We start from the raw sequence: 16,192 nt of genomic DNA, 5'->3' as shown, positions 1-16,192 counted from the left end.
GGCTTTAGGGCGTTTAAAATTCCGTTTAAGTGCCGTTCAAACGGCGTTTAGGCGGGGTTTTGAACTTCGAGGGCTGCAGGGGAAGTTTCTGGCCCCTAAATTTGAGAAAGGAGTTTTGTTTTGGATAGATTTTTGAGCCTGCAGCCACAACCATCAAGAAAGGCAACTATGGAAAACAAACGAGACATCGTCCGCGAGGTCGAGGCGTTCATCGCCGAGTACAACATCTCACAAGCCCAAATGGCCAAGAGCGTCAACAAAAGTCCCGCGCTTTTGAGCAGTTTTTTGAGGGGCAATTACAAGCACAGCACCGATGCCCTTGAGGAGGACTTGCGCGGCTTCATGCGCAGTTACAAAAAGAGCGCACAAGAGCGGGCCAAGTTAAACGACTTAGGCATCCTTGAGCTGGAAAACTTGAAAAACGCGCATTTTGTCATCAGCCAAGCGGTGATCTGCAAAAAAAGCGCGCTCATTTTCGGATCGGCGGGTAGCGGCAAAAGCGAAAGCTTGAAAGCCTTCGCACGCAAAAACCCACAAACTATTTTAGTAGAAGTGGTGCCACAGGTCAACACCAAAGACTTTTTAATGGGTCTTGGTGAGCGATTGGCGGTCGATGACCCCCGAGGCTCTAAAAATATAGCCGGGCTTATCTTAAGCTTGTCTAAAAAATTGAGCGAGCGCGACACGATTTTAATGATCGACGAGGCCGAGCATTTGAGCACGGCGAGCTTAGAGGCTTTAAGGCGATTGCACGACTTCACCCAAACGCCCATCATCTTGTGCGGCACGCCCCAGCTGTTGAAAAACTTGAAGGGCAAGAATGGCGAACTCTTGCAGTTGTACTCACGAATCAGCTTGAAGTATGAGTTTGGCGCGCCCTCTAAAGAGGACTTAACGCCCTCTTTGGCAAAGAGGCGGGGCTGGTGATGGAGTACACCTCCAATTTGCGCCGGGCCTGCAAGATTTACAAAATGGCCAAGCGCTTTAGCCAAATCGATGGACAGCCCCTAGAAGAGGCGATCCATTTAGTCGCCAACATGAGCATCTTAGACCGATGAGCACGCCTTGTTTGAGCGCGCAAATCGTGAGCGCGGTGTTGGAAAAGTATTTTGGCTCTTTGGAGGTCTTTTTGAATCTGCACTACAAGTTTTTGAGCCACACGCAAAGCGCGAATCAATACTTCGCACATTTGGTGCTCTTGCGCGCGTGCGCCCAAACGAGCTTAAGTGGTGATCACGCCCGCCTTTATAAGATCAGCGCACAGCGGTGCGCGTGCTTTGAGAACAAGATCGGCTTTAAAGAGGCCAAGAAGATACAGGAATTGGCGCATTATGGAATCGCCCAAAGAATTTATGAGGAGAAAAAAAATGGCAAGCATGGAAGCGCATAAAAAGGCCGTGAAAATGGCCAATTTGGCGCGCAAAGAGGCACGGTTAGGGCACATCCGCCAACAGATATTGGCCCTAGCCAAGAATTGCAGGCCCCAAGGCCACAAGGGGGCACGCCCCAAGAGCGACTCAAAGAGCGCATGGAATGGGGCGCGCTTAAAAACGAATACGCCCGTTTAATACACGAAGAAAGGAGCTTAAATGGCCATTAAACAGCAGTTGAACGAGAAATTAAGGGATTTGCGGAACTTAGAATTTGGGCTGGATGTGAAAAAACGCCTCTTGGCGGCCACCAAAGCCCAAGTGGACGAAAAGCTTGAGGAGATCGCCGCGCTCAAAGCCGAAATCCAAGAGTTGGCCCAAAGCGCGCCCGAGCTCTTTGGCAAGAAAAAGTCCTTGAACCTCGAGGAAGGGTCGATCAAGTTCACCACCACCACGGCCCTTGAATACGACAAGGAATTGGAAGACATCATCATCGAGGAGCTTAAGGCGATGGGCTATGGCCATTGCGTGTGCACGAGCGAAAAGCTGGTCTTGAAGGCGGTCGGCAATTTGCCCCCCTTAGTGCTCGAAAAATTGGGAATCGTCCAAGTCAAAAAAGAAAATTGCGCCATCACCCCCGCTTGAAAAAACGCGCCCACACCAAACTCACCCCCGAGCTCTTTGCCCAAATCTCTAGAATGGACGAAGCGGGGGTGGCCGCATTGCTGAAACACAAAACCCTGTATGTCCCCAAAATCAAAAAATCTCAAGAATTCGCCCGCCTTTACAATGGGCAAAACGCCCTCTCCCTTTCTGTGCGCTTGAACTTGACCAGCCATCAGTTGCAAAGTTACCTAAAGCAAATCCCCCCCAAGAAATGACCGCCCATCGGCTCAAGTCCGCTTAGCTAAAGCTAGGGGGTTTAGGGCGCGGTTGCCCAAACAAAAGCAAAAAACCCTCCCCAACTTGGGCTAGACTTCGGCCATGCATTTGGACCAATTGAAGGCGCACATTTTAGCAGGCCTCACCAACCAAGAGGCTCTGAGGACAAACCCACAGGTGCTAGAGTGGGTGCACGAGGAGCTGGTGGCCCTCACCCACGACAAAGTGCCCCCGGCTTACGCGCTCTATGACTTCGCCCTCGTGCGCGCTAAGCGGTATTTGAAAATCCCCCTAGATGATGAGGATTTAGCCATCTACAATGAGGCCCTTAAAGCCATCAAGCAGGCCCCGCTTGTCAAAGAATGCCACCATAGACCCCTTTTGCAGATAGACGACAAGGGGGGGCTTGTGGAGGTGAAAAACAAAAGCTTTTCCCCGCTCAAATGGTGCAAGAAAAGGAGCTTTGAGCTGTGATTTTGCAAAGGGCACACCAAATCGTCAAGGCCATTTTCCCCGATTCGTGCTACCACGAGGGCGCGCTCAAAGAGGCGGGGCTGTATTACCGCTTTGATGGGGTGCGCCCTGCCCCCCTTGCGGCCTTTGAGGTGGCGACCCGTTTGTTCTTTGGATTCATCGAATCCCCCGGGGCAGAGGAAAGCTTGCAGACCATCGATGGCTTGTTGGCGCGGCTCACCTGCGCCCCGGCCTTTGAGGACGGGCGCGTGTATTTTGAGAGCGCGGGGCTGGTGCAGGAAGTGGGCTTTTTTGGGCTGTGGGAAATGCGCTTTAAAGTGAAACTTTTGAAAGAATAGGAGACTCATGCGCAACATCCGCCAAATCATCCTCCATTGCAGCGCAACTAAGGAGAATCAAGACTTTTGCGCGGCCGACATCGACCGCTGGCACAAGGAGCGCGGCTGGGTTTGTATCGGTTATCACTATGTCATCAAGCTCGATGGCACGATCGAAAAAGGCCGACCGGATGAGGAAATCGGGGCGCACTGCAAGGGGCACAATGCCGAGAGCATCGGCGTGTGCTACATCGGCGGGTGCGATGAGGCCGGCGTGGCTAAAGACACCCGTACTGAGGCCCAAAAACAGGCGATGAAAAGCTTGTGCGCCCAGCTTTTAGAAAAATACCCCAACGCCTCGCTCTATGGGCATCGGGATTTTGAGCCCAAGAAGGAATGCCCCTGCTTTAGCGTGGCCTCTTGGTGGGCTCAAGGCTAGGGGGGCGTTTGTCGCAAGATATTTTAAGACGGCTGGAGCTTTTGATCCGTTTGGTGTTGTTTTTGTTCTTCATGTGCTTGTTGCAGGTGGGCTTTTTGTGCTACATCGTGTAGGAAAGCACGGCCATTTTAGATCGCGCCCAAGCGGCGGTGAGCCGTTTAGAGGGCCTAGACAGCGATTTAGATGTCATCGAGAACAAGATCGACCGCAACTACGGCCTTGAAAATGAGAAATGAAACAGGATTTAGTCATTTTAGGCTTGTCGGTGAAAGAGTATTTGCCCTATTTTTTCATGCTGGTGGTGGGGTTTTGTGTGGGCTGGCTCTTTGTGTTGCGCACCATCAAAAACGAGAACTTCAACGGCGCGCTCGACAAGGCTCGTTACATCTTTTGGGGCGTGGGCTCTTCTATGCTCACCACTTGGATCAGCTTTGAGATCATCAATTACTACTTTCACCTGCCCACAAGTCTGGTCATCTCCATCAGTGGGGGGATTGGTTACATCGGAGCAGAGGTGGTGAGCGATTACGCCTTGCGGCTTTTAGAGCGCAAATTAGGCGCAAAAATCGACAAAGGCGCACCGGAAAAATGAGTTTAAAGGGTTTTTTAGTTGGGAGTGGATACAATCAACTCGTCTTGAGTCCAGTCCCCCGAAGGGGACCCCCCTAGCCTTTAGTGTAGTGGCGCGGCTAACACCACAAACACCAAAAACAAGACAAAAACGAGTTTCATGGCATTTCTCCCTTCTGGAATGCCTTCCCCTACATTGCCCTAACCCGCTAGTTCTATGCCTTCGCTGCCTAAAACGCCTTGCGTTATCCAAAGTAGCCGAAAGGGGAAAATGCCTTGTATCCGCTCAATCCCACTATACACAAACCACACAAAATCCCCACTTAATCAATGTCAAAAGGAAAAACATGGACTCTAAAAAAGTGATCATCCTCTTATGCAGCGCTTTAGGCGCGGTGTTGCTCTTTTTTGTTTGGGCGGCGTTTAGGTAGGCCTCCATGTTTAGCATCGACACCAAGAGCATCGGCATTGCCCTAGCGCTAGCCCTTTTGTTGGGGGCCTTGGGCGCGTGCAGCTGGTATTTAAAAAGGCTCTTGGTGGAGCGCGAAACTTGCAAGGCGGCCATAGAGGCGCAAAATGCGGCCATTTTGGAGCAAAACCTCGCCACAGAAACCTACATTGAGAATTTGCAAGCGGCTAAAGAAGCCATTGAGAGCAAATACCGCCACAGGCCAACTCACCACAACCCCACCGCCCCCAAATCTAACCCCACGGCCAAAGCTTGTGTGCAAATGCAACAAGAGTTAAGCCAAATCGCGCAGGATTTGCAGACATTTAAGGCAGAAACGCGAGGCGTTTCTTTAACGCGAGGCCGTTAATGCTTGGGTTAAGTGTTTTGCAAGTTTTGCGGTGGCACAATGGCCATAGCGGGACCCCCCTAAAGCGGGGGGCGTTTCATCAGTGTAATGGCATGGCTAAAAGAACCATTGCCAGCATTCTGCGCATTGTGAAACCTCCTATCAGCGCATCACCCACTATGCGCCCAACCCCTAAAGCATCTTGCTTTAGTACTCCAACTGCCATTAGGAGATTCACCTTTGTGCGGTTTTCATTTTACTCAAAATGTCTAAATTCTAGCTTGCTCTTAAGTCTGCTCTTGTGTGGCTGTATGCGCGCAGAAACGCGAGGCGTTTCTTTAACGCGAGTTTCCCGTTAATGGTTTCTTTAGATTTTAAAGGATACAATGATTCTCGTGGCGGGACCCGCCCTAAGGCGAGCCCCCCCTTTCGGGCTAATATAGCGGCATGGGTAGTAAAGCCGCTATCACCACGAGAAGCATTAAGAACTTCATGGCGTTTCTCCTTTCTAGGAGGTCGCCCGCTACTCTCCTTAACCCTGATGCGCAAGATGCGCCGTTCTCCAAATACCCAAAAAGAGAAACGACATGGTATCCGTCCCCATTATAGCTTGAAAGCCGCCATCGCCCTTTTGGGGCTTTTGTGCTGTGGCTGTATGCGCGTGTATCGGCCTGTGTTCGTGCCCGTGAAGTGCAATGTCCCCAAACTAGAGCGCCCCTCTCTCTCCAGCCCCTCTTTGAGCGCAAACATCCAAGTCTTGCTGATCTACACCGAAATGCTAGAGCAGGATTTGCGCTTTTGCAAAGAGGGCAAGCAACCTCAAAACAAAGGAGCATCATGAGTCAAAAAGACAATTTGTATTTCGGGGGCGGATCGCTGTTTGTGATCCCCCTTGTTAATGGCGTGGCTGATGAAACCCAGCGGATCGACATTGGGTGTTTGGAGCTCACGCTCAGCAAGGACAGCCAAAAGACCACGGCCTGGACCCGCGCCAATGGGGCGAAGCAGAAACTCGCCGAAGTCATCACGGAGGAAAACACCACCCTAAAGATCAAGGGGAACAACTTCAGCATCGAGGCTTTAAGCCTTGTGCTGGGCTCTTATGTGCACGAATCGGTCGTCAAAAAGGGCGAAAGCCTGCCCTATGGGGGCGTGGCCACGAAGGACACCACCATCAAAAGCCTACAAGCGGGCAGCAAAAGCGAGCAGGCCGCCTGCCGTTTGGAGTTCATCGGACGGCCCGTGATGGGCAGGAGTGTGCATGCGATCTTTTACGAGGTCAATTTGAGTTTAGATGGCGACTTGAACCTCTTGGCTGAAGAGTTTAGTTCGTTGAGTTTGAGCGGCGCGTGTGTGGCCAGTGATCAGGGCGTGTACACTTACTACTCTGTGGACGAGTCAGACGCGCCCACGCCCAGCCCCACTAAAATGTCCGAGCCCAAGCCCTCCAGCCCCCAGCCCAGCCCCACCTCTGCAAAAGCGCCTAGCGATGACAACGATTTGGAGGCGATGGTGGAGAACTTGGAAAACGCGGCCATCAGCGCAGGGCACATTGAGGCCTCCCAAGTCCAAGCCAACAGGGACAGGACAAAAGCCTTAGAACCCAGCTTGGATGTCCAAGCAGTGCATGGATAAAACCCCCCAAGAGCGCATTTTAGAAATTTTAGACAGGCGGATTTGCGCCCTGCAATCGATGCGCGCCCGGGTGCAACGGCTCTTGACCCAAAGCGCGCCAGCGCGCGCGCGATTGTGTGGAGCTGGGGCTGGATTTTCGGCCTTTTTCCTTCGTGGACTACGAGGGCGCGGTGTGCTTGCAATATCTAGAGGGCACAAGCAGTGCCCGTGTAGATGCGCAAAATCTGCAGGATTTTGAAGCGTTTTTAAACGGCCTAGATTCGATCACAATCTTGGCGTTGTTTTTCCGCGCCTTTGCAGGTTGCGATCTAGCCCCCCTTTTGGCGGTGGTGTTTAGCAATAAGCTTGCGTTGGTGGGCAATGCCCTTTACCAACAAGGCCTTTATGTCTTGCCCATCTTGTATGCCCAGCACGCGCAGGATGAGCCGTGGTTTAGCCAAAGCAAATGGGATTTGGCCCGGCTAGCCATCAACGACTACCTAGAAAATGGGCTAGGATGGCACGCATCGATGCTGCATTTGATGGACCCACAGGCCGCACAGGGCCCGGCGGGCGTGGCGCTGGAGAGCAAGATGGCCACCATCGCCTCGCGCTTTGGCGTTTTTTGCAAACACCACATCAAACCCCTAGACGGGGCTAAGGCCTATGGGGCCCAGCTTTGTGCGGACCCCCAGAATCTCCCACTCCAAATGTCCTCTTGCACCCTAGATGAGGCGGTGATGATCCGCGCTAAGATGCTAGGGCCTGCAAAGGTGGTGGACCAACTGCGCGCCCAAATTCTTAAATCGTTTGAAGAGGTGGATCGCCAGCAGGGGGTGGTCGTTTCTTTAATGGGCGCGCATCGGGTCTTTGATTTGGGCGTGCTTTTTGGCATGGCGCAGCGCTTGTTTTTCCAAAGGGAGGTCTTGAGCGCCTGCCCGCCCATCACCCCGGACTTTGTGCAAACGGCCAGCGTGGGGGGCGTTTTCGCAGGAAATGACCTACAGGTGCCCCTAGATGATGCAACCACGCGCGCGGTGCTTAGCGGGTTTAGGGCGTGGCTTTCGTGGGCGGATTTAAGCCTCGTGGGGCTAGACAAAATAGACATCATGTAAGGAGTTTGCTTGACAAAAACACAAGTTTATCAAAAATTGCAAGATCGCCAAGGGGCGATCGGCTCGATGATGGATCGCGTGATCGGGCTTTTCAATTTCCCTGCATTTCACGAATACGGCCAGCAGGTGAACCTCAATGATCAGGCCTTTAGCGCCTACATGCAGGGCTTGGATGCCCTCAGCGCGGTTGCGTTGTGCGCCAATGCCCTAAAGGGCGTGGACTTCGCCCCCATCACAGAGTTTGGGGGCGGTTTGGAGCGTCTTTTAAGCAACTTCATCTACCACAAACTCACAGGCCAAAGCGATTACGAAAACGCGGTGAACTATTTCACAACCCACGCCCAAGAGGCAGATCAAAAAATGAATCAAGCGGGGGCGTGTGTCAATGTGTACTTTAATCACAGTGTGCTGGGCTTGAGCTATGAGGAGTGGTTCACTTGCACTGCCCCCCAAGCGATGCTAGACACCGATTCAAAACGCCAAGTCCAGAAAAGGGCCCAAGACAAGGTCGCCGTGCTCTTCAACGCCTTTATCCGGCACTACACCCCCCCGCTTGAAGACTTGGCCAAGCTGTGGGCGTTTGCTTACAATAAGGGGGTGAGTGGGTGTGATTTGAGCGCGCTTCCCATCCGAGTTGACATGCTCAAAAATGCGGCCAGCGCACAGGCCATGCGCGCGCAGTTGCAGGCCATGCAAAAAGACCCCTCTTGTGTGTTTGAGATTAAAAACCTGCCCCAAATCTTGTCCGACAACGCCTTCATCAAGCACGCCTTTGAGGCGGCCCCTGCGCTGGCAGGAGACTACCCCCTGCCCACAGACTACGACCCCCTCTTTAATGATAGTCGATATCCCATCCAAAAGCCCCCAGCGCAAGAGGCCGCTACGGCCATTTGCGCTTTTAAGGCGTGGCTCGCTGCCACCGACATCACACAAACCTCACTAAGATCATAGGAGCTTTTCATGACTCAAGTTTTTAAATTGGAGCGCAATTTCATGGAGTTTAGCGTGGATTTAGAGGGCGTGAAATGCGATTTTCGCTTTTACGCCAAAAATGACCCACAAGAACAAAAGAGCCTAGAGCTGGCCAAGAACGCCGACACCCCCCTTGGGATGATGGCCTTCATCGAGCACCAATACACGATCATCGCGCAAAATTTGGTCTGCACCAGCCACAAGGAGGCAGGCAAGGAGGCGGAATTTTTAGAAAACTTGAAGGCCAATGGCAAAACCGCCGAGTTTTTAAACTTCACAGACGAGGCGCTCAAGAGCGCTTTTAGCCAAAAAAAAAGCACCCTTGAAGCCCTAGTCAAAGAGCAGGCCTTGCTCTTAAGCGGGGCCAAGCTCTTGGCCCCCACACACAGCAACGACCCCGAAATCTTAGAAATCTTGCAGGGCTTTAACTTGGCCACACGCCTTGACATCGAGGGCTTTAGTGGGCTTGTGCACGTGTGGCTGGATTATTTAGTGCTGAAAGATTGGGCGGCCGAACACGGCTTTGACAAGTGGTTTTTGCTCGAGCTTTACAAAGGCTTTGCGGGGCTCACAGAGGGGGTGTTGCACGAAAATGTTGGCCCCTAGTGGGGCTAAGGTTAGGAGGGGCTAGAAACAGCAACATAAAATCTATAAAAATCTATAAAACTATACAAATTCTTTATAGGTTATCACCACAAAAAACACCCCAAAATTTGCTAAAATAGCCGCAATGTTTGCCCTAAGCCACAAGATTGAATTACAGCCCAACAACAAATCCCAAACCCATTTTAAAAAGGCGATGGGCTGTGCTAGATTAGCCTATAATTGGGGCTTGGCAAAATGGAAAGAAAACTACGAAAATGGCATAAAATCTAACCACTTTGCCCTAAAGAAAGAGTTTAACGCCCTTAAAAAAACAACTTACCCTTTCGTGTACGAAGTTACCAAATATGCTACAGCACAGCCTTTCATACATTTAAACTTAGCGTTTCAAAAATTCTTTAAAGATTTAAAACTTGGCAAGGTGAGCTACCCCCGCTTTAAACGCAAAAGAGAATATCAAGGGAGCTTTTACATCGGGGGCGATGCCATTAAAGTCATTCAAGGCGACACAAAAGATTATCTCAAAATCCCCAATTTGCCTAAAATCAAAATGACCGAAAAACTAAGACTTAAAGGTAAAATCAATGGGGCGACCATCACGCAAAGAGGCGATAAGTTTTTTGTTTCAATCCAAACAGACATTACACAAGAGGAGTTTAACCGCACGCATAAGCCCATAAAGAATAACCACACGCTAGGCGTAGATACCGGGAGTGAAGTACCCAAATGCTAAAGACATTTTGGCTTCCTTGGCCGATGTTGCCCGTAGGGAGAGTTTGGTTCTCGCTCTGTGCCCTATAGTAGGGATTTTACAGAGTTTGAGCTCCAACGCATTCCCTACAGGTCTCACACATCGTATCTCCAAAGGCGTAACTTTCGGCACTTCCTGCCGTAGATACAAATGTATGGAGATATTGTATCACGAATTAGTGGCATTCATCCCACCCGCTAAAGACGAGTGGGATTTCTGCCAAGAAGGCTTAAAGCCTTTGCTAGTCTATCTAATGGCTTACAAATTTTCGCCCCCAAGCCCTTAAATAGGCTGACAAGACGGCTTAAAAGACTTAGTCGGCAAGTTTCTAAGAAAAGCAAGCATTCTGCTTGCCTCCCGAAAACCAAAGGTGATAAGACTAGAAAATCCGCTAATTTTCTTAAAGCCAGCTTGCGGCTGAATCGATTACACACCCGTATTGCCAACATACGCACAGACCTTTTACACAAGTTAAGCACCGCCCTAATTAGGCACGCTAAAACCCTTTGCCTAGAAAGTTTAAAAGTAAAGAATATGCTTAAAAACTCCAAACTAGCCAAAGCCCTTAGCGATGTCAGTATCTCCGCTTTTAACACGCTTTTGGACTATAAAGCGAAGTATTATGGGCGGGAAATTTTACGAGCCGATGCCTTTTATCCAAGCTCTAAAACTTGCTCTAATTGTGGCAATAAAAAGGCGGACTTAACACTAAACGATAGAGTTTATAGGTGTGATGCTTGCGGTATGGCAATGGATAGAGATTTTAACGCAAGTGTCAATCTTGTCAAGCATTTAGTAAGTGGAGTTCCCACTGAATTTACGCCTGCGGACATGACGGCTCTATTGGTTGATTTGTCAAAAAGTCAGCTAGTAACTAGCATGGTTGAAACAGGAATACAACAAAAACCGCTTAAATTTTTTTCTATTGATAGGATTTTATAGGATTTTATGCGGTTTTATAGGTTTGTAGGAACGGAAGGTTAAGAAGGCCAAAGGTTGCAAAAAACGGCGGCAAAGGAATAGTAAGCATAGTTGGCTTAAGCGAAACTTAGATTCACAGGTTTTTTGGACATGGAAACAAGCATTCTTTTACACGAGATCAAACATTGCGTGGAGGCGCAGATTCGCCAAAGCTTCGAGCAACAAAGAGACCCCCTCACCTTGAAAAGGTGGCAAGCCCTCAAACCCGCCTCGTTGGCCGGGCGGCGCTACCCCTATAAGCCGATTTTGGAGCAAACGGGGCTTTTGCGGAGCTCGGCGCGGGTGGACATTGTGGGGCAGTCTGTGCGCACACAGGTGAACTTGCCCTATGCGCGGGTACACCAACTTGGTTACCCGCGAAGGAACATCCCCCAACGGCGTTACCTGCCCTTTGACGATGCGGGCAAACCCACCCCTCATTTGCACCAAGAGATCGAGGCGCTTCTGGCCCCCGATGGTCTTGGCGGACAGGAAATCCTCAAACAAGTGGCGACCACCTTAATCCGGCGTTGACACAGAGCTAAAGCTAGGGGCTACTTTTCCTTTTGGCGGCTTCTTCCTTTTCGCGTCTTTTCTCGTCCCGATCCAAAAGCCACAGAAAATAAAAGACAGGCCCCACAAATCCAAGAATCCCAAAAAGTCCAAATAAAAATTGTCCCATCATTCCAACCTTTCCATCTTGCGCAAAATGCTAAAGGCCTTTGTGAACAACACACACAAGCCCACAATGAGAAAACCCAGCCCACAGCAAAAAAACACAAACTGCGTGCGGGTCAAGGTGTCGTAATGGACAAACCCATAAGCCGTGGCACTAAACAACGCCGTCAAAAAAACCACCACCAAGACTTTCATAAGGTCAAACTCTAATTTTAACCGCTCTTTGTAGCCCATCTTCTCTCCCTTTAAACATTATAACTTTGGGGGATTAAATGGGGCTTAGGTGGCTCTTTTTGGCTGGCTGGGTTTTGCCCCCTCTTGTCATAGCGTTTAGTTGCCGTTTAGGCGCGTTTATTTTAGCGACTTTGGGGGTGGGCTGTGTGTTGGGCTTGTTTGAGGGGAGGTCGGGGCTTGTGGGGCAATTTCAAGAGATTTAACTTTAGCCCCATCGCTTTAAGCGGGGGGGCTCACTTTTGTGTTTTGAAAACCGCCTTGACGATCGCATCGGCATGCGCGCTCAAAAACTCCACCACCGCGCGGTTGTTGCACTCTAGGGCAAGGTGGGCGATTTCTTTAATCGTGCGCATGGTGTTGGCGTGTTGTTGCTCTTTGGCGCGCAGGTCGTCTGTGTTCTTGGGGGATTTGAGTTGGAAGTACAATTTTGTGTATTTGGCCAGCTCTTTTAAAGAAAGCTCGGGGGTGTGGAGCAGCTGAGCCTCAAAGCCATCGATGAGCCGCCCCACAAAGTAGGCCTCGCTCATCGCGATGTTCTGGGTGTTGCGGCGGTTTAAGAGCAAGAGCGTGTCCCAATCGTCCCCCTCTTTGGCGGCGCGCTTGCGGTGGGTGTTGATGGTGCTTTTGGAAACGCCCAGCGTTTGGCAGATGTACTCATAGCTCTTGCCCTGCAAATACAGGGTGCGGATGTTCTCGGCGAGGATCAAGTTATTGCGGTTGCCCAAGATGGAGTGCATCACATGTCCTTTCTGTTTTTAAGGACATTTTAATCTAAGTTTTAGTATGGGTTTTTCTTTTGTTTTGTCAAAAATTCTAAATGCCGTGCCCGGCTGTCGTGCCGGCTATGAAAGACGAAATACCACCCGTCCCCATCGCTGGAATCTTGAATGGGCGGGGCGTTTTCATAACGGAGCATTTTTCCCCGTGTGTTGGCGTAAAGGGCGTTGTATCTAAATGGCGTTAGCGCATTTCTTCTTCTGTGGCTTTGCGTATGGGCGTGAATGTGGCGATGTCTTGGGCTTTGTAGCAAATAATCCCACATTTCACCAACAACAAAAGTCTATCCTCTTCTTCATATTCATCATAGTTTGGACCATCGTAACCAATAAAAACCCCTTTTTTTACTCTCCCTTTAGAATCGACAAGCTGCACGACCCAATCTTGGTATTGTTTTACGCTAAAAATGTCCATCACTTCTCCTTATCCTTGCTCATGTAGGGTACCATATGAAAGCCATCATTAGCAAAATGGACTTTACTTTTGTGTGTTTTTTTAGCTTGGCTTAAGTCGCCATTGGGCACATGCACGCCGTAAAAGTCGGGGTGGGTGATGACAATCTTTTTATCCCAATCGCCGTCCATAGTCCAAAGAAATTTACCATGTTTAAACAGCGGTTTGACCCTATCGGCATCAAGGGGGGCTTCATAATAACCACGCCCTAGCGTGTAATTCTTATTGCCTTGCATGTGGCGGTCTTGTTTGTCGTTTAAGTTTAAGATGGGTTGCCAAAACTCAAGGGCTTTAAGGATCCTAGCTTGGGCTTGTTGGTCATCTTCCCCTTCTTGCAATTTAGCCAACTGCTCAATCTTTAAATCCACGGGACCTTTGGGGATTCGCTTTAAAATGGTGGTGTTGGGCTCTGTTAAGTCCAGCTGATACCACCTTTGCAAGGGGGCGTTGAAAAAATACGCCATCTTATCCAAGACTTTAATGCGCTTGTCTTGCATGGCCTCTAAAGCCAAAAATGCGTCAAAAGCGTCCAACTTTTTAAAGGTTTTGGGGTCTAAAAAACAATTTGCTTGGGCTAATTTTCCTAAGTGAAGCAAGGTGTTTTTTAAAAAGGCGGGGGCGACACGCTCAAATAACGCCTGTTGATTCTTGGCGTTTGCATCGATCTTGTCCAACACCTTTAACGCCTGTGGGTTGTCCTTATACGATTGCCTTTTGCTAGAAAGCAAGTTTTTAATAAATGTGGGCGCGTCTGGCTCAAAATGCCCGGGTTCTTTTGCGCTACCTTTAGGCGGGTTTTTAGTAACTTCTATCCCCTTAGCCTTGATCTGCCTTTCACTCCACATCTGCAACTCACACCGACAGCCCCAATCCAAAGGCGGGGTGTGGGTTTTCCAAAGGGCATGTTTTCTTGGTAGGCAAATGCCGTCAAATTCTAAATGCCGTGCCCGGCTGTCGTGGCGGCTGTGGAACACGAAATACCACCCGTCCCCATCGCTGGAATCTTGAATGGGCGGGGCGGACTCATAACGGAGCATTTTTCCCCGTGTGTTGGCGTAGATGAGATTGTGCGCAAAAACCCTAGCTAATCTTTTCTTGCCAATTTTGGACACTAAGTTGGGGTTTGCTTTTAAAAATTGCTGTGCGCTCAAGCCCTGCTCTAGGGCTTTTTTTAAAGCCTTTTGCGTGTCTTGGATGATGTCTAAGCGGGCGACTTTAGAAATGGCAAACACCCTTAAATACTCATTAAACTTAAAGCTAGCCCCGTCAGGTATGAGCGTGGGCTCACGCGCCATTAAAGAGTCGATGGCTTCGATGAAGGGCATTAAAAGCGCGCGAAATCGATGAGCACTTGGGTGAGGCAGAAGGTTTCATCGCCCTCAATGCTTAGCACCGCCCCTGCCTCTAGCCGCACGATTTGGCGCGCACACACACTGCCTGTGCCCTTTAGGGGGGTTTGCCAAAGGGTTTGTGTGGGGGTTTTAAGGCTGATTGTGCAGTCGATGGGCTTTGTGGCAAATGGAGAGGCCACGCGCACAGAGAGCACGCCCCAACAGCCCACAAAATACCCCAGCCACAGGCTTAAGTTTCCATCCCCGACACTCAAGGGCGCTAACAAATAACCCAACGCCATTTGTGTGTGCTCGATGAAAAGCCCATCGGTGGCAAGCGTGTATGCCGTGGGCCTTTGCAACGATGCGTGCACAACTAAAGGGGCTAAACCCCGTGTTAAACGGGCGTTGAACGAGTCTATCGCGGCGTTTAGCTGGGCGATGCCCGCTCTTAAACGGGGCAAGAAGGTGGGGCGGCTTTGGGGGATCAAACTTGGCAGGGATTGGGTGTTGGTTGGGGGGTTTAGGGCGGTGTAGGTTTGCAGGGAGGCAAAGTTGTTTGCAAGCGTGTTTAGCGTGAGGACAAAGTTGGCATCATCGATGTCCTCTTGGGGGACTTGCTCAATGTTTGGCAGGGGAGCCAACAAAGCCAAACGCCCCTAATTGACGCTCGATTTCCTGCTCTAGGGCACTTTGGGCGGGGGGCTCTTGCATGCTGTTAAAGGCAATGCCCTTGTGTGCGTTGGCCTCCAGCTTGTAGATTTCCACAAACGATTCAAAGCTCTCGGCCGAGCCCTCAAAGCCCCTTAAATCCGCCTCTCTATGCTTTAAGATCGCATTGCTGGCCAGCAGGCTGTCGATGCGCTTAGTTCTGGCCGCTTGGGCTTCTTTGGCGTTTTGCGCTTTCAAGGCCTCAATTTGCGCCTTCAAGTCCGCAATTTCGGCATCTTTGGCCTCTGTGGCTGTGGCTTGGGTGCTGTTTGGCTGGGCGTGGGGGATTTTGCCCAAAGTCTGCTGGATTTGCGCGATTTGCCCGGCGATGGAGGCCAAGAGGCTAGCCGTGTTGGCGCTAAGCTCTAGGCCCTCTTGCTTAGGGGCTTCTTGGGGGGCTTCTTGGGGCGTGCTGGCGTTTTGGGGCGCGTCTTGCGTGGGTGGTGTGGGGTCTAATTCCATCAGTTCTCCTTGTATGTTGTTTAAGGCCTGTTTTAAGATGTTAGGGGTGTTGACGAGGGCTAGGCTGACGATGGTCTGCACGGCGTTTGTGCTATCCACAAGGTAGGTGGGGCTCAAATAGCGGTAGGTCTTGTCCTTTAAAAGCCCCGTGTGTGGGGGGTTTAGCTCCATTTGGCCGTAAATGGCGTTGTTTTTGCGCGTGAGGGTGGCGTTTTTGACCCAGCCTACCGCGCCCCCCGTGTGCTCGATGTCAACAGGGATGTCTAATTGGTGGGCTTTGAGTCGCTCAAACACGGAGGGGTCGATGCGAAAGACTCGCCCATCTAAGCCTTTGACAACGCCAAGGGGAGTGAGCATGATTTCCATAGCCCAAAGTCTAGCACAAGGGGCAAAGGGCTTTTTGCTTTTGTTTGTGAAAAAAACGCGATAAGCGTTTTTATGAAGACGCGATAAGCGTTTTTATGAAGGGGGTTTAAGGGGGATTGGGGTAGAATACAGAGCCCCCTTTAGGGGGCACAGCTTATAACGGAGATTCGTCATGTGTGAGAAACATGATGGAAGCTCTAGGGTATTCTACCTAAAATTTTCTGCTTTTGGGCTAAAATTCAAGCTCAAAGTAGAATGGTAGCCTAGGCTCCCCCCGCTTGCAAGGCGCAGGCGGGGTTCCTTCTAACAAGCTGGC

The 16,192-nt window shown here is 50.5% G+C and carries 25 protein-coding genes and 3 pseudogenes; 20 read left to right on the top strand and 8 right to left on the bottom strand.

What is annotated here, in order from left to right:
- The first annotated feature begins 168 nt into the window (after nt 1–168).
- The 17 genes and pseudogenes from K6J72_RS06765 to K6J72_RS06690 form a co-directional block, all read left to right on the top strand.
- Nucleotides 169–927, top strand: a complete 759-nt coding sequence (locus tag K6J72_RS06765) for an AAA family ATPase (RefSeq protein WP_221279331.1) — start codon at nt 169–171, stop codon at nt 925–927.
- Nucleotides 927–1,058 carry a hypothetical protein gene (locus K6J72_RS08475; RefSeq protein WP_260320560.1) on the top strand — a complete coding sequence of 44 codons (132 nt, stop codon included), beginning with the start codon at nt 927–929 and terminating at the stop codon, nt 1,056–1,058. The genes K6J72_RS06765 and K6J72_RS08475 overlap by 1 nt, the downstream gene beginning before the upstream one ends.
- Nucleotides 1,055–1,390, top strand: coding sequence for a hypothetical protein (locus K6J72_RS06760; RefSeq protein ID WP_221279330.1), 336 nt, complete (start codon nt 1,055–1,057; stop codon nt 1,388–1,390). The genes K6J72_RS08475 and K6J72_RS06760 overlap by 4 nt, the downstream gene beginning before the upstream one ends.
- The gene (locus tag K6J72_RS06755; protein ID WP_221279329.1) at nt 1,368–1,568 is read left to right on the top strand and encodes a hypothetical protein; all 201 of its coding nucleotides are present in this window, start codon (nt 1,368–1,370) and stop codon (nt 1,566–1,568) included. The genes K6J72_RS06760 and K6J72_RS06755 overlap by 23 nt, the downstream gene beginning before the upstream one ends.
- Before the next feature lie 21 nt (nt 1,569–1,589).
- Complete coding sequence (locus tag K6J72_RS06750) at nt 1,590–2,015, top strand: host-nuclease inhibitor Gam family protein (protein ID WP_221279328.1); 426 nt, start codon at nt 1,590–1,592, stop codon at nt 2,013–2,015.
- Nucleotides 1,994–2,251, top strand: coding sequence for a hypothetical protein (locus tag K6J72_RS06745; RefSeq protein WP_221279327.1), 258 nt, complete (start codon nt 1,994–1,996; stop codon nt 2,249–2,251). The genes K6J72_RS06750 and K6J72_RS06745 overlap by 22 nt, the downstream gene beginning before the upstream one ends.
- Nucleotides 2,252–2,354: 103 nt before the next feature.
- Nucleotides 2,355–2,726: a hypothetical protein gene (locus K6J72_RS06740; RefSeq protein ID WP_221279326.1), complete on the top strand. Its 372-nt coding sequence runs from the start codon at nt 2,355–2,357 to the stop codon at nt 2,724–2,726.
- The gene (locus K6J72_RS06735; protein ID WP_221279325.1) at nt 2,723–3,064 is read left to right on the top strand and encodes a hypothetical protein; all 342 of its coding nucleotides are present in this window, start codon (nt 2,723–2,725) and stop codon (nt 3,062–3,064) included. Before K6J72_RS06740 ends, K6J72_RS06735 begins: the two co-directional genes overlap by 4 nt.
- Nucleotides 3,065–3,071: 7 nt before the next feature.
- Nucleotides 3,072–3,482, top strand: coding sequence for an N-acetylmuramoyl-L-alanine amidase (locus K6J72_RS06730; protein ID WP_221279324.1), 411 nt, complete (start codon nt 3,072–3,074; stop codon nt 3,480–3,482).
- Between the two features lie 232 nt (nt 3,483–3,714).
- Nucleotides 3,715–4,074 (top strand): holin, encoded by a 360-nt coding sequence (locus tag K6J72_RS06725; RefSeq protein ID WP_221279323.1) that lies wholly within the window; start codon nt 3,715–3,717, stop codon nt 4,072–4,074.
- Nucleotides 4,075–4,489: 415 nt separating this feature from the next.
- Nucleotides 4,490–4,870 (top strand): hypothetical protein, encoded by a 381-nt coding sequence (locus K6J72_RS06720; RefSeq protein ID WP_221279322.1) that lies wholly within the window; start codon nt 4,490–4,492, stop codon nt 4,868–4,870.
- A gap of 529 nt (nt 4,871–5,399) precedes the next feature.
- Nucleotides 5,400–5,690 (top strand): hypothetical protein, encoded by a 291-nt coding sequence (locus tag K6J72_RS08470; RefSeq protein ID WP_260320559.1) that lies wholly within the window; start codon nt 5,400–5,402, stop codon nt 5,688–5,690.
- A complete protein-coding gene (locus K6J72_RS06710; protein ID WP_221279321.1) occupies nt 5,687–6,484 on the top strand; it encodes a hypothetical protein in 798 nt (265 codons plus the stop codon). Before K6J72_RS08470 ends, K6J72_RS06710 begins: the two co-directional genes overlap by 4 nt.
- A gap of 170 nt (nt 6,485–6,654) precedes the next feature.
- Complete coding sequence (locus tag K6J72_RS06705) at nt 6,655–7,578, top strand: hypothetical protein (RefSeq protein ID WP_221279320.1); 924 nt, start codon at nt 6,655–6,657, stop codon at nt 7,576–7,578.
- Between the two features lie 9 nt (nt 7,579–7,587).
- Nucleotides 7,588–8,529, top strand: a complete 942-nt coding sequence (locus K6J72_RS06700) for a hypothetical protein (protein WP_221279319.1) — start codon at nt 7,588–7,590, stop codon at nt 8,527–8,529.
- Nucleotides 8,530–8,538: 9 nt separating this feature from the next.
- On the top strand, nt 8,539–9,156 hold the full coding sequence (locus tag K6J72_RS06695) for a hypothetical protein (protein WP_221279318.1): 618 nt from the start codon (nt 8,539–8,541) through the stop codon (nt 9,154–9,156).
- Between the two features lie 124 nt (nt 9,157–9,280).
- Nucleotides 9,281–9,865 (top strand): annotated as a pseudogene (locus K6J72_RS06690) (RNA-guided endonuclease InsQ/TnpB family protein); the annotation flags it as partial.
- Here the strand turns inward: K6J72_RS06690 and K6J72_RS08655 are convergent.
- Nucleotides 9,810–10,003 (bottom strand): annotated as a pseudogene (locus K6J72_RS08655) (hypothetical protein). The pseudogenes K6J72_RS06690 and K6J72_RS08655 sit on opposite strands and share 56 nt — an antisense overlap.
- A 129-nt stretch (nt 10,004–10,132) precedes the next feature.
- On the opposite strand from K6J72_RS08655, the pseudogene K6J72_RS06685 reads away from it, so the two are divergent.
- Together K6J72_RS06685 and K6J72_RS06680 are read left to right on the top strand one after the other, a co-directional pair.
- Nucleotides 10,133–10,846 (top strand): annotated as a pseudogene (locus K6J72_RS06685) (RNA-guided endonuclease InsQ/TnpB family protein); the annotation flags it as partial.
- Between the two features lie 129 nt (nt 10,847–10,975).
- Nucleotides 10,976–11,398 (top strand): phage virion morphogenesis family protein, encoded by a 423-nt coding sequence (locus K6J72_RS06680; RefSeq protein WP_221279316.1) that lies wholly within the window; start codon nt 10,976–10,978, stop codon nt 11,396–11,398.
- Nucleotides 11,399–11,545: 147 nt separating this feature from the next.
- Here the strand turns inward: K6J72_RS06680 and K6J72_RS06675 are convergent, their stop codons facing one another.
- Entirely contained in the window at nt 11,546–11,776 is a 231-nt protein-coding gene (locus K6J72_RS06675; RefSeq protein ID WP_221279315.1) for a hypothetical protein, read from the bottom strand.
- Between the two features lie 38 nt (nt 11,777–11,814).
- Between K6J72_RS06675 and K6J72_RS06670 the strand changes: the two genes are divergently transcribed.
- Nucleotides 11,815–11,979 (top strand): hypothetical protein, encoded by a 165-nt coding sequence (locus K6J72_RS06670; protein ID WP_221279314.1) that lies wholly within the window; start codon nt 11,815–11,817, stop codon nt 11,977–11,979.
- Between the two features lie 30 nt (nt 11,980–12,009).
- On the opposite strand, the gene K6J72_RS06665 is transcribed toward K6J72_RS06670, so the two are convergent.
- The 6 genes from K6J72_RS06665 to K6J72_RS06640 are packed head-to-tail and all read right to left on the bottom strand — an operon-like array spanning nt 12,010 to nt 15,876.
- Nucleotides 12,010–12,513 carry a DUF1804 family protein gene (locus K6J72_RS06665; RefSeq protein WP_221279313.1) on the bottom strand — a complete coding sequence of 168 codons (504 nt, stop codon included), beginning with the start codon at nt 12,511–12,513 and terminating at the stop codon, nt 12,010–12,012.
- A gap of 41 nt (nt 12,514–12,554) precedes the next feature.
- Nucleotides 12,555–12,692: a hypothetical protein gene (locus tag K6J72_RS06660; protein WP_221279312.1), complete on the bottom strand. Its 138-nt coding sequence runs from the start codon at nt 12,690–12,692 to the stop codon at nt 12,555–12,557.
- Between the two features lie 44 nt (nt 12,693–12,736).
- Complete coding sequence (locus K6J72_RS06655) at nt 12,737–12,967, bottom strand: hypothetical protein (protein ID WP_260320558.1); 231 nt, start codon at nt 12,965–12,967, stop codon at nt 12,737–12,739.
- Complete coding sequence (locus tag K6J72_RS06650) at nt 12,967–14,331, bottom strand: polymorphic toxin type 50 domain-containing protein (protein ID WP_221279311.1); 1,365 nt, start codon at nt 14,329–14,331, stop codon at nt 12,967–12,969. The genes K6J72_RS06655 and K6J72_RS06650 overlap by 1 nt, the downstream gene beginning before the upstream one ends.
- The gene (locus tag K6J72_RS06645; protein ID WP_221279310.1) at nt 14,331–14,990 is read right to left on the bottom strand and encodes a hypothetical protein; all 660 of its coding nucleotides are present in this window, start codon (nt 14,988–14,990) and stop codon (nt 14,331–14,333) included. Before K6J72_RS06645 ends, K6J72_RS06650 begins: the two co-directional genes overlap by 1 nt.
- Complete coding sequence (locus tag K6J72_RS06640; protein WP_221279309.1) at nt 14,959–15,876, bottom strand: phage protease; 918 nt, start codon at nt 15,874–15,876, stop codon at nt 14,959–14,961. Before K6J72_RS06640 ends, K6J72_RS06645 begins: the two co-directional genes overlap by 32 nt.
- Between the last annotated feature and the right edge of the window lie 316 nt (nt 15,877–16,192).

It is taken from the genome of Helicobacter sp. NHP19-003 (assembly GCF_019703305.1).
Lineage (GTDB): Bacteria > Campylobacterota > Campylobacteria > Campylobacterales > Helicobacteraceae > Helicobacter > Helicobacter gastrocanis.
Note: the sequence above shows the minus strand (reverse complement) of the source record. Positions and strands in the feature narration are given on the sequence as shown.

Coding starts and splice junctions, on each gene's coding strand:
- K6J72_RS06765 (WP_221279331.1), top strand. CDS start 169: ATGGAAAACAAACGAGACATCGTCCGCGAGGTCGAGGCGTTCATCGCC.
- K6J72_RS08475 (WP_260320560.1), top strand. CDS start 927: ATGGAGTACACCTCCAATTTGCGCCGGGCCTGCAAGATTTACAAAATG.
- K6J72_RS06760 (WP_221279330.1), top strand. CDS start 1,055: ATGAGCACGCCTTGTTTGAGCGCGCAAATCGTGAGCGCGGTGTTGGAA.
- K6J72_RS06755 (WP_221279329.1), top strand. CDS start 1,368: ATGGCAAGCATGGAAGCGCATAAAAAGGCCGTGAAAATGGCCAATTTG.
- K6J72_RS06750 (WP_221279328.1), top strand. CDS start 1,590: ATGGCCATTAAACAGCAGTTGAACGAGAAATTAAGGGATTTGCGGAAC.
- K6J72_RS06740 (WP_221279326.1), top strand. CDS start 2,355: ATGCATTTGGACCAATTGAAGGCGCACATTTTAGCAGGCCTCACCAAC.
- K6J72_RS06730 (WP_221279324.1), top strand. CDS start 3,072: ATGCGCAACATCCGCCAAATCATCCTCCATTGCAGCGCAACTAAGGAG.
- K6J72_RS06725 (WP_221279323.1), top strand. CDS start 3,715: ATGAAACAGGATTTAGTCATTTTAGGCTTGTCGGTGAAAGAGTATTTG.
- K6J72_RS06720 (WP_221279322.1), top strand. CDS start 4,490: ATGTTTAGCATCGACACCAAGAGCATCGGCATTGCCCTAGCGCTAGCC.
- K6J72_RS08470 (WP_260320559.1), top strand. CDS start 5,400: ATGCGCCGTTCTCCAAATACCCAAAAAGAGAAACGACATGGTATCCGT.
- K6J72_RS06710 (WP_221279321.1), top strand. CDS start 5,687: ATGAGTCAAAAAGACAATTTGTATTTCGGGGGCGGATCGCTGTTTGTG.
- K6J72_RS06695 (WP_221279318.1), top strand. CDS start 8,539: ATGACTCAAGTTTTTAAATTGGAGCGCAATTTCATGGAGTTTAGCGTG.
- K6J72_RS06680 (WP_221279316.1), top strand. CDS start 10,976: ATGGAAACAAGCATTCTTTTACACGAGATCAAACATTGCGTGGAGGCG.
- K6J72_RS06675 (WP_221279315.1), bottom strand. CDS start 11,776: ATGGGCTACAAAGAGCGGTTAAAATTAGAGTTTGACCTTATGAAAGTC.
- K6J72_RS06670 (WP_221279314.1), top strand. CDS start 11,815: ATGGGGCTTAGGTGGCTCTTTTTGGCTGGCTGGGTTTTGCCCCCTCTT.
- K6J72_RS06665 (WP_221279313.1), bottom strand. CDS start 12,513: ATGCACTCCATCTTGGGCAACCGCAATAACTTGATCCTCGCCGAGAAC.
- K6J72_RS06660 (WP_221279312.1), bottom strand. CDS start 12,692: ATGCTCCGTTATGAAAACGCCCCGCCCATTCAAGATTCCAGCGATGGG.
- K6J72_RS06655 (WP_260320558.1), bottom strand. CDS start 12,967: ATGGACATTTTTAGCGTAAAACAATACCAAGATTGGGTCGTGCAGCTT.
- K6J72_RS06650 (WP_221279311.1), bottom strand. CDS start 14,331: ATGCCCTTCATCGAAGCCATCGACTCTTTAATGGCGCGTGAGCCCACG.
- K6J72_RS06640 (WP_221279309.1), bottom strand. CDS start 15,876: ATGGAAATCATGCTCACTCCCCTTGGCGTTGTCAAAGGCTTAGATGGG.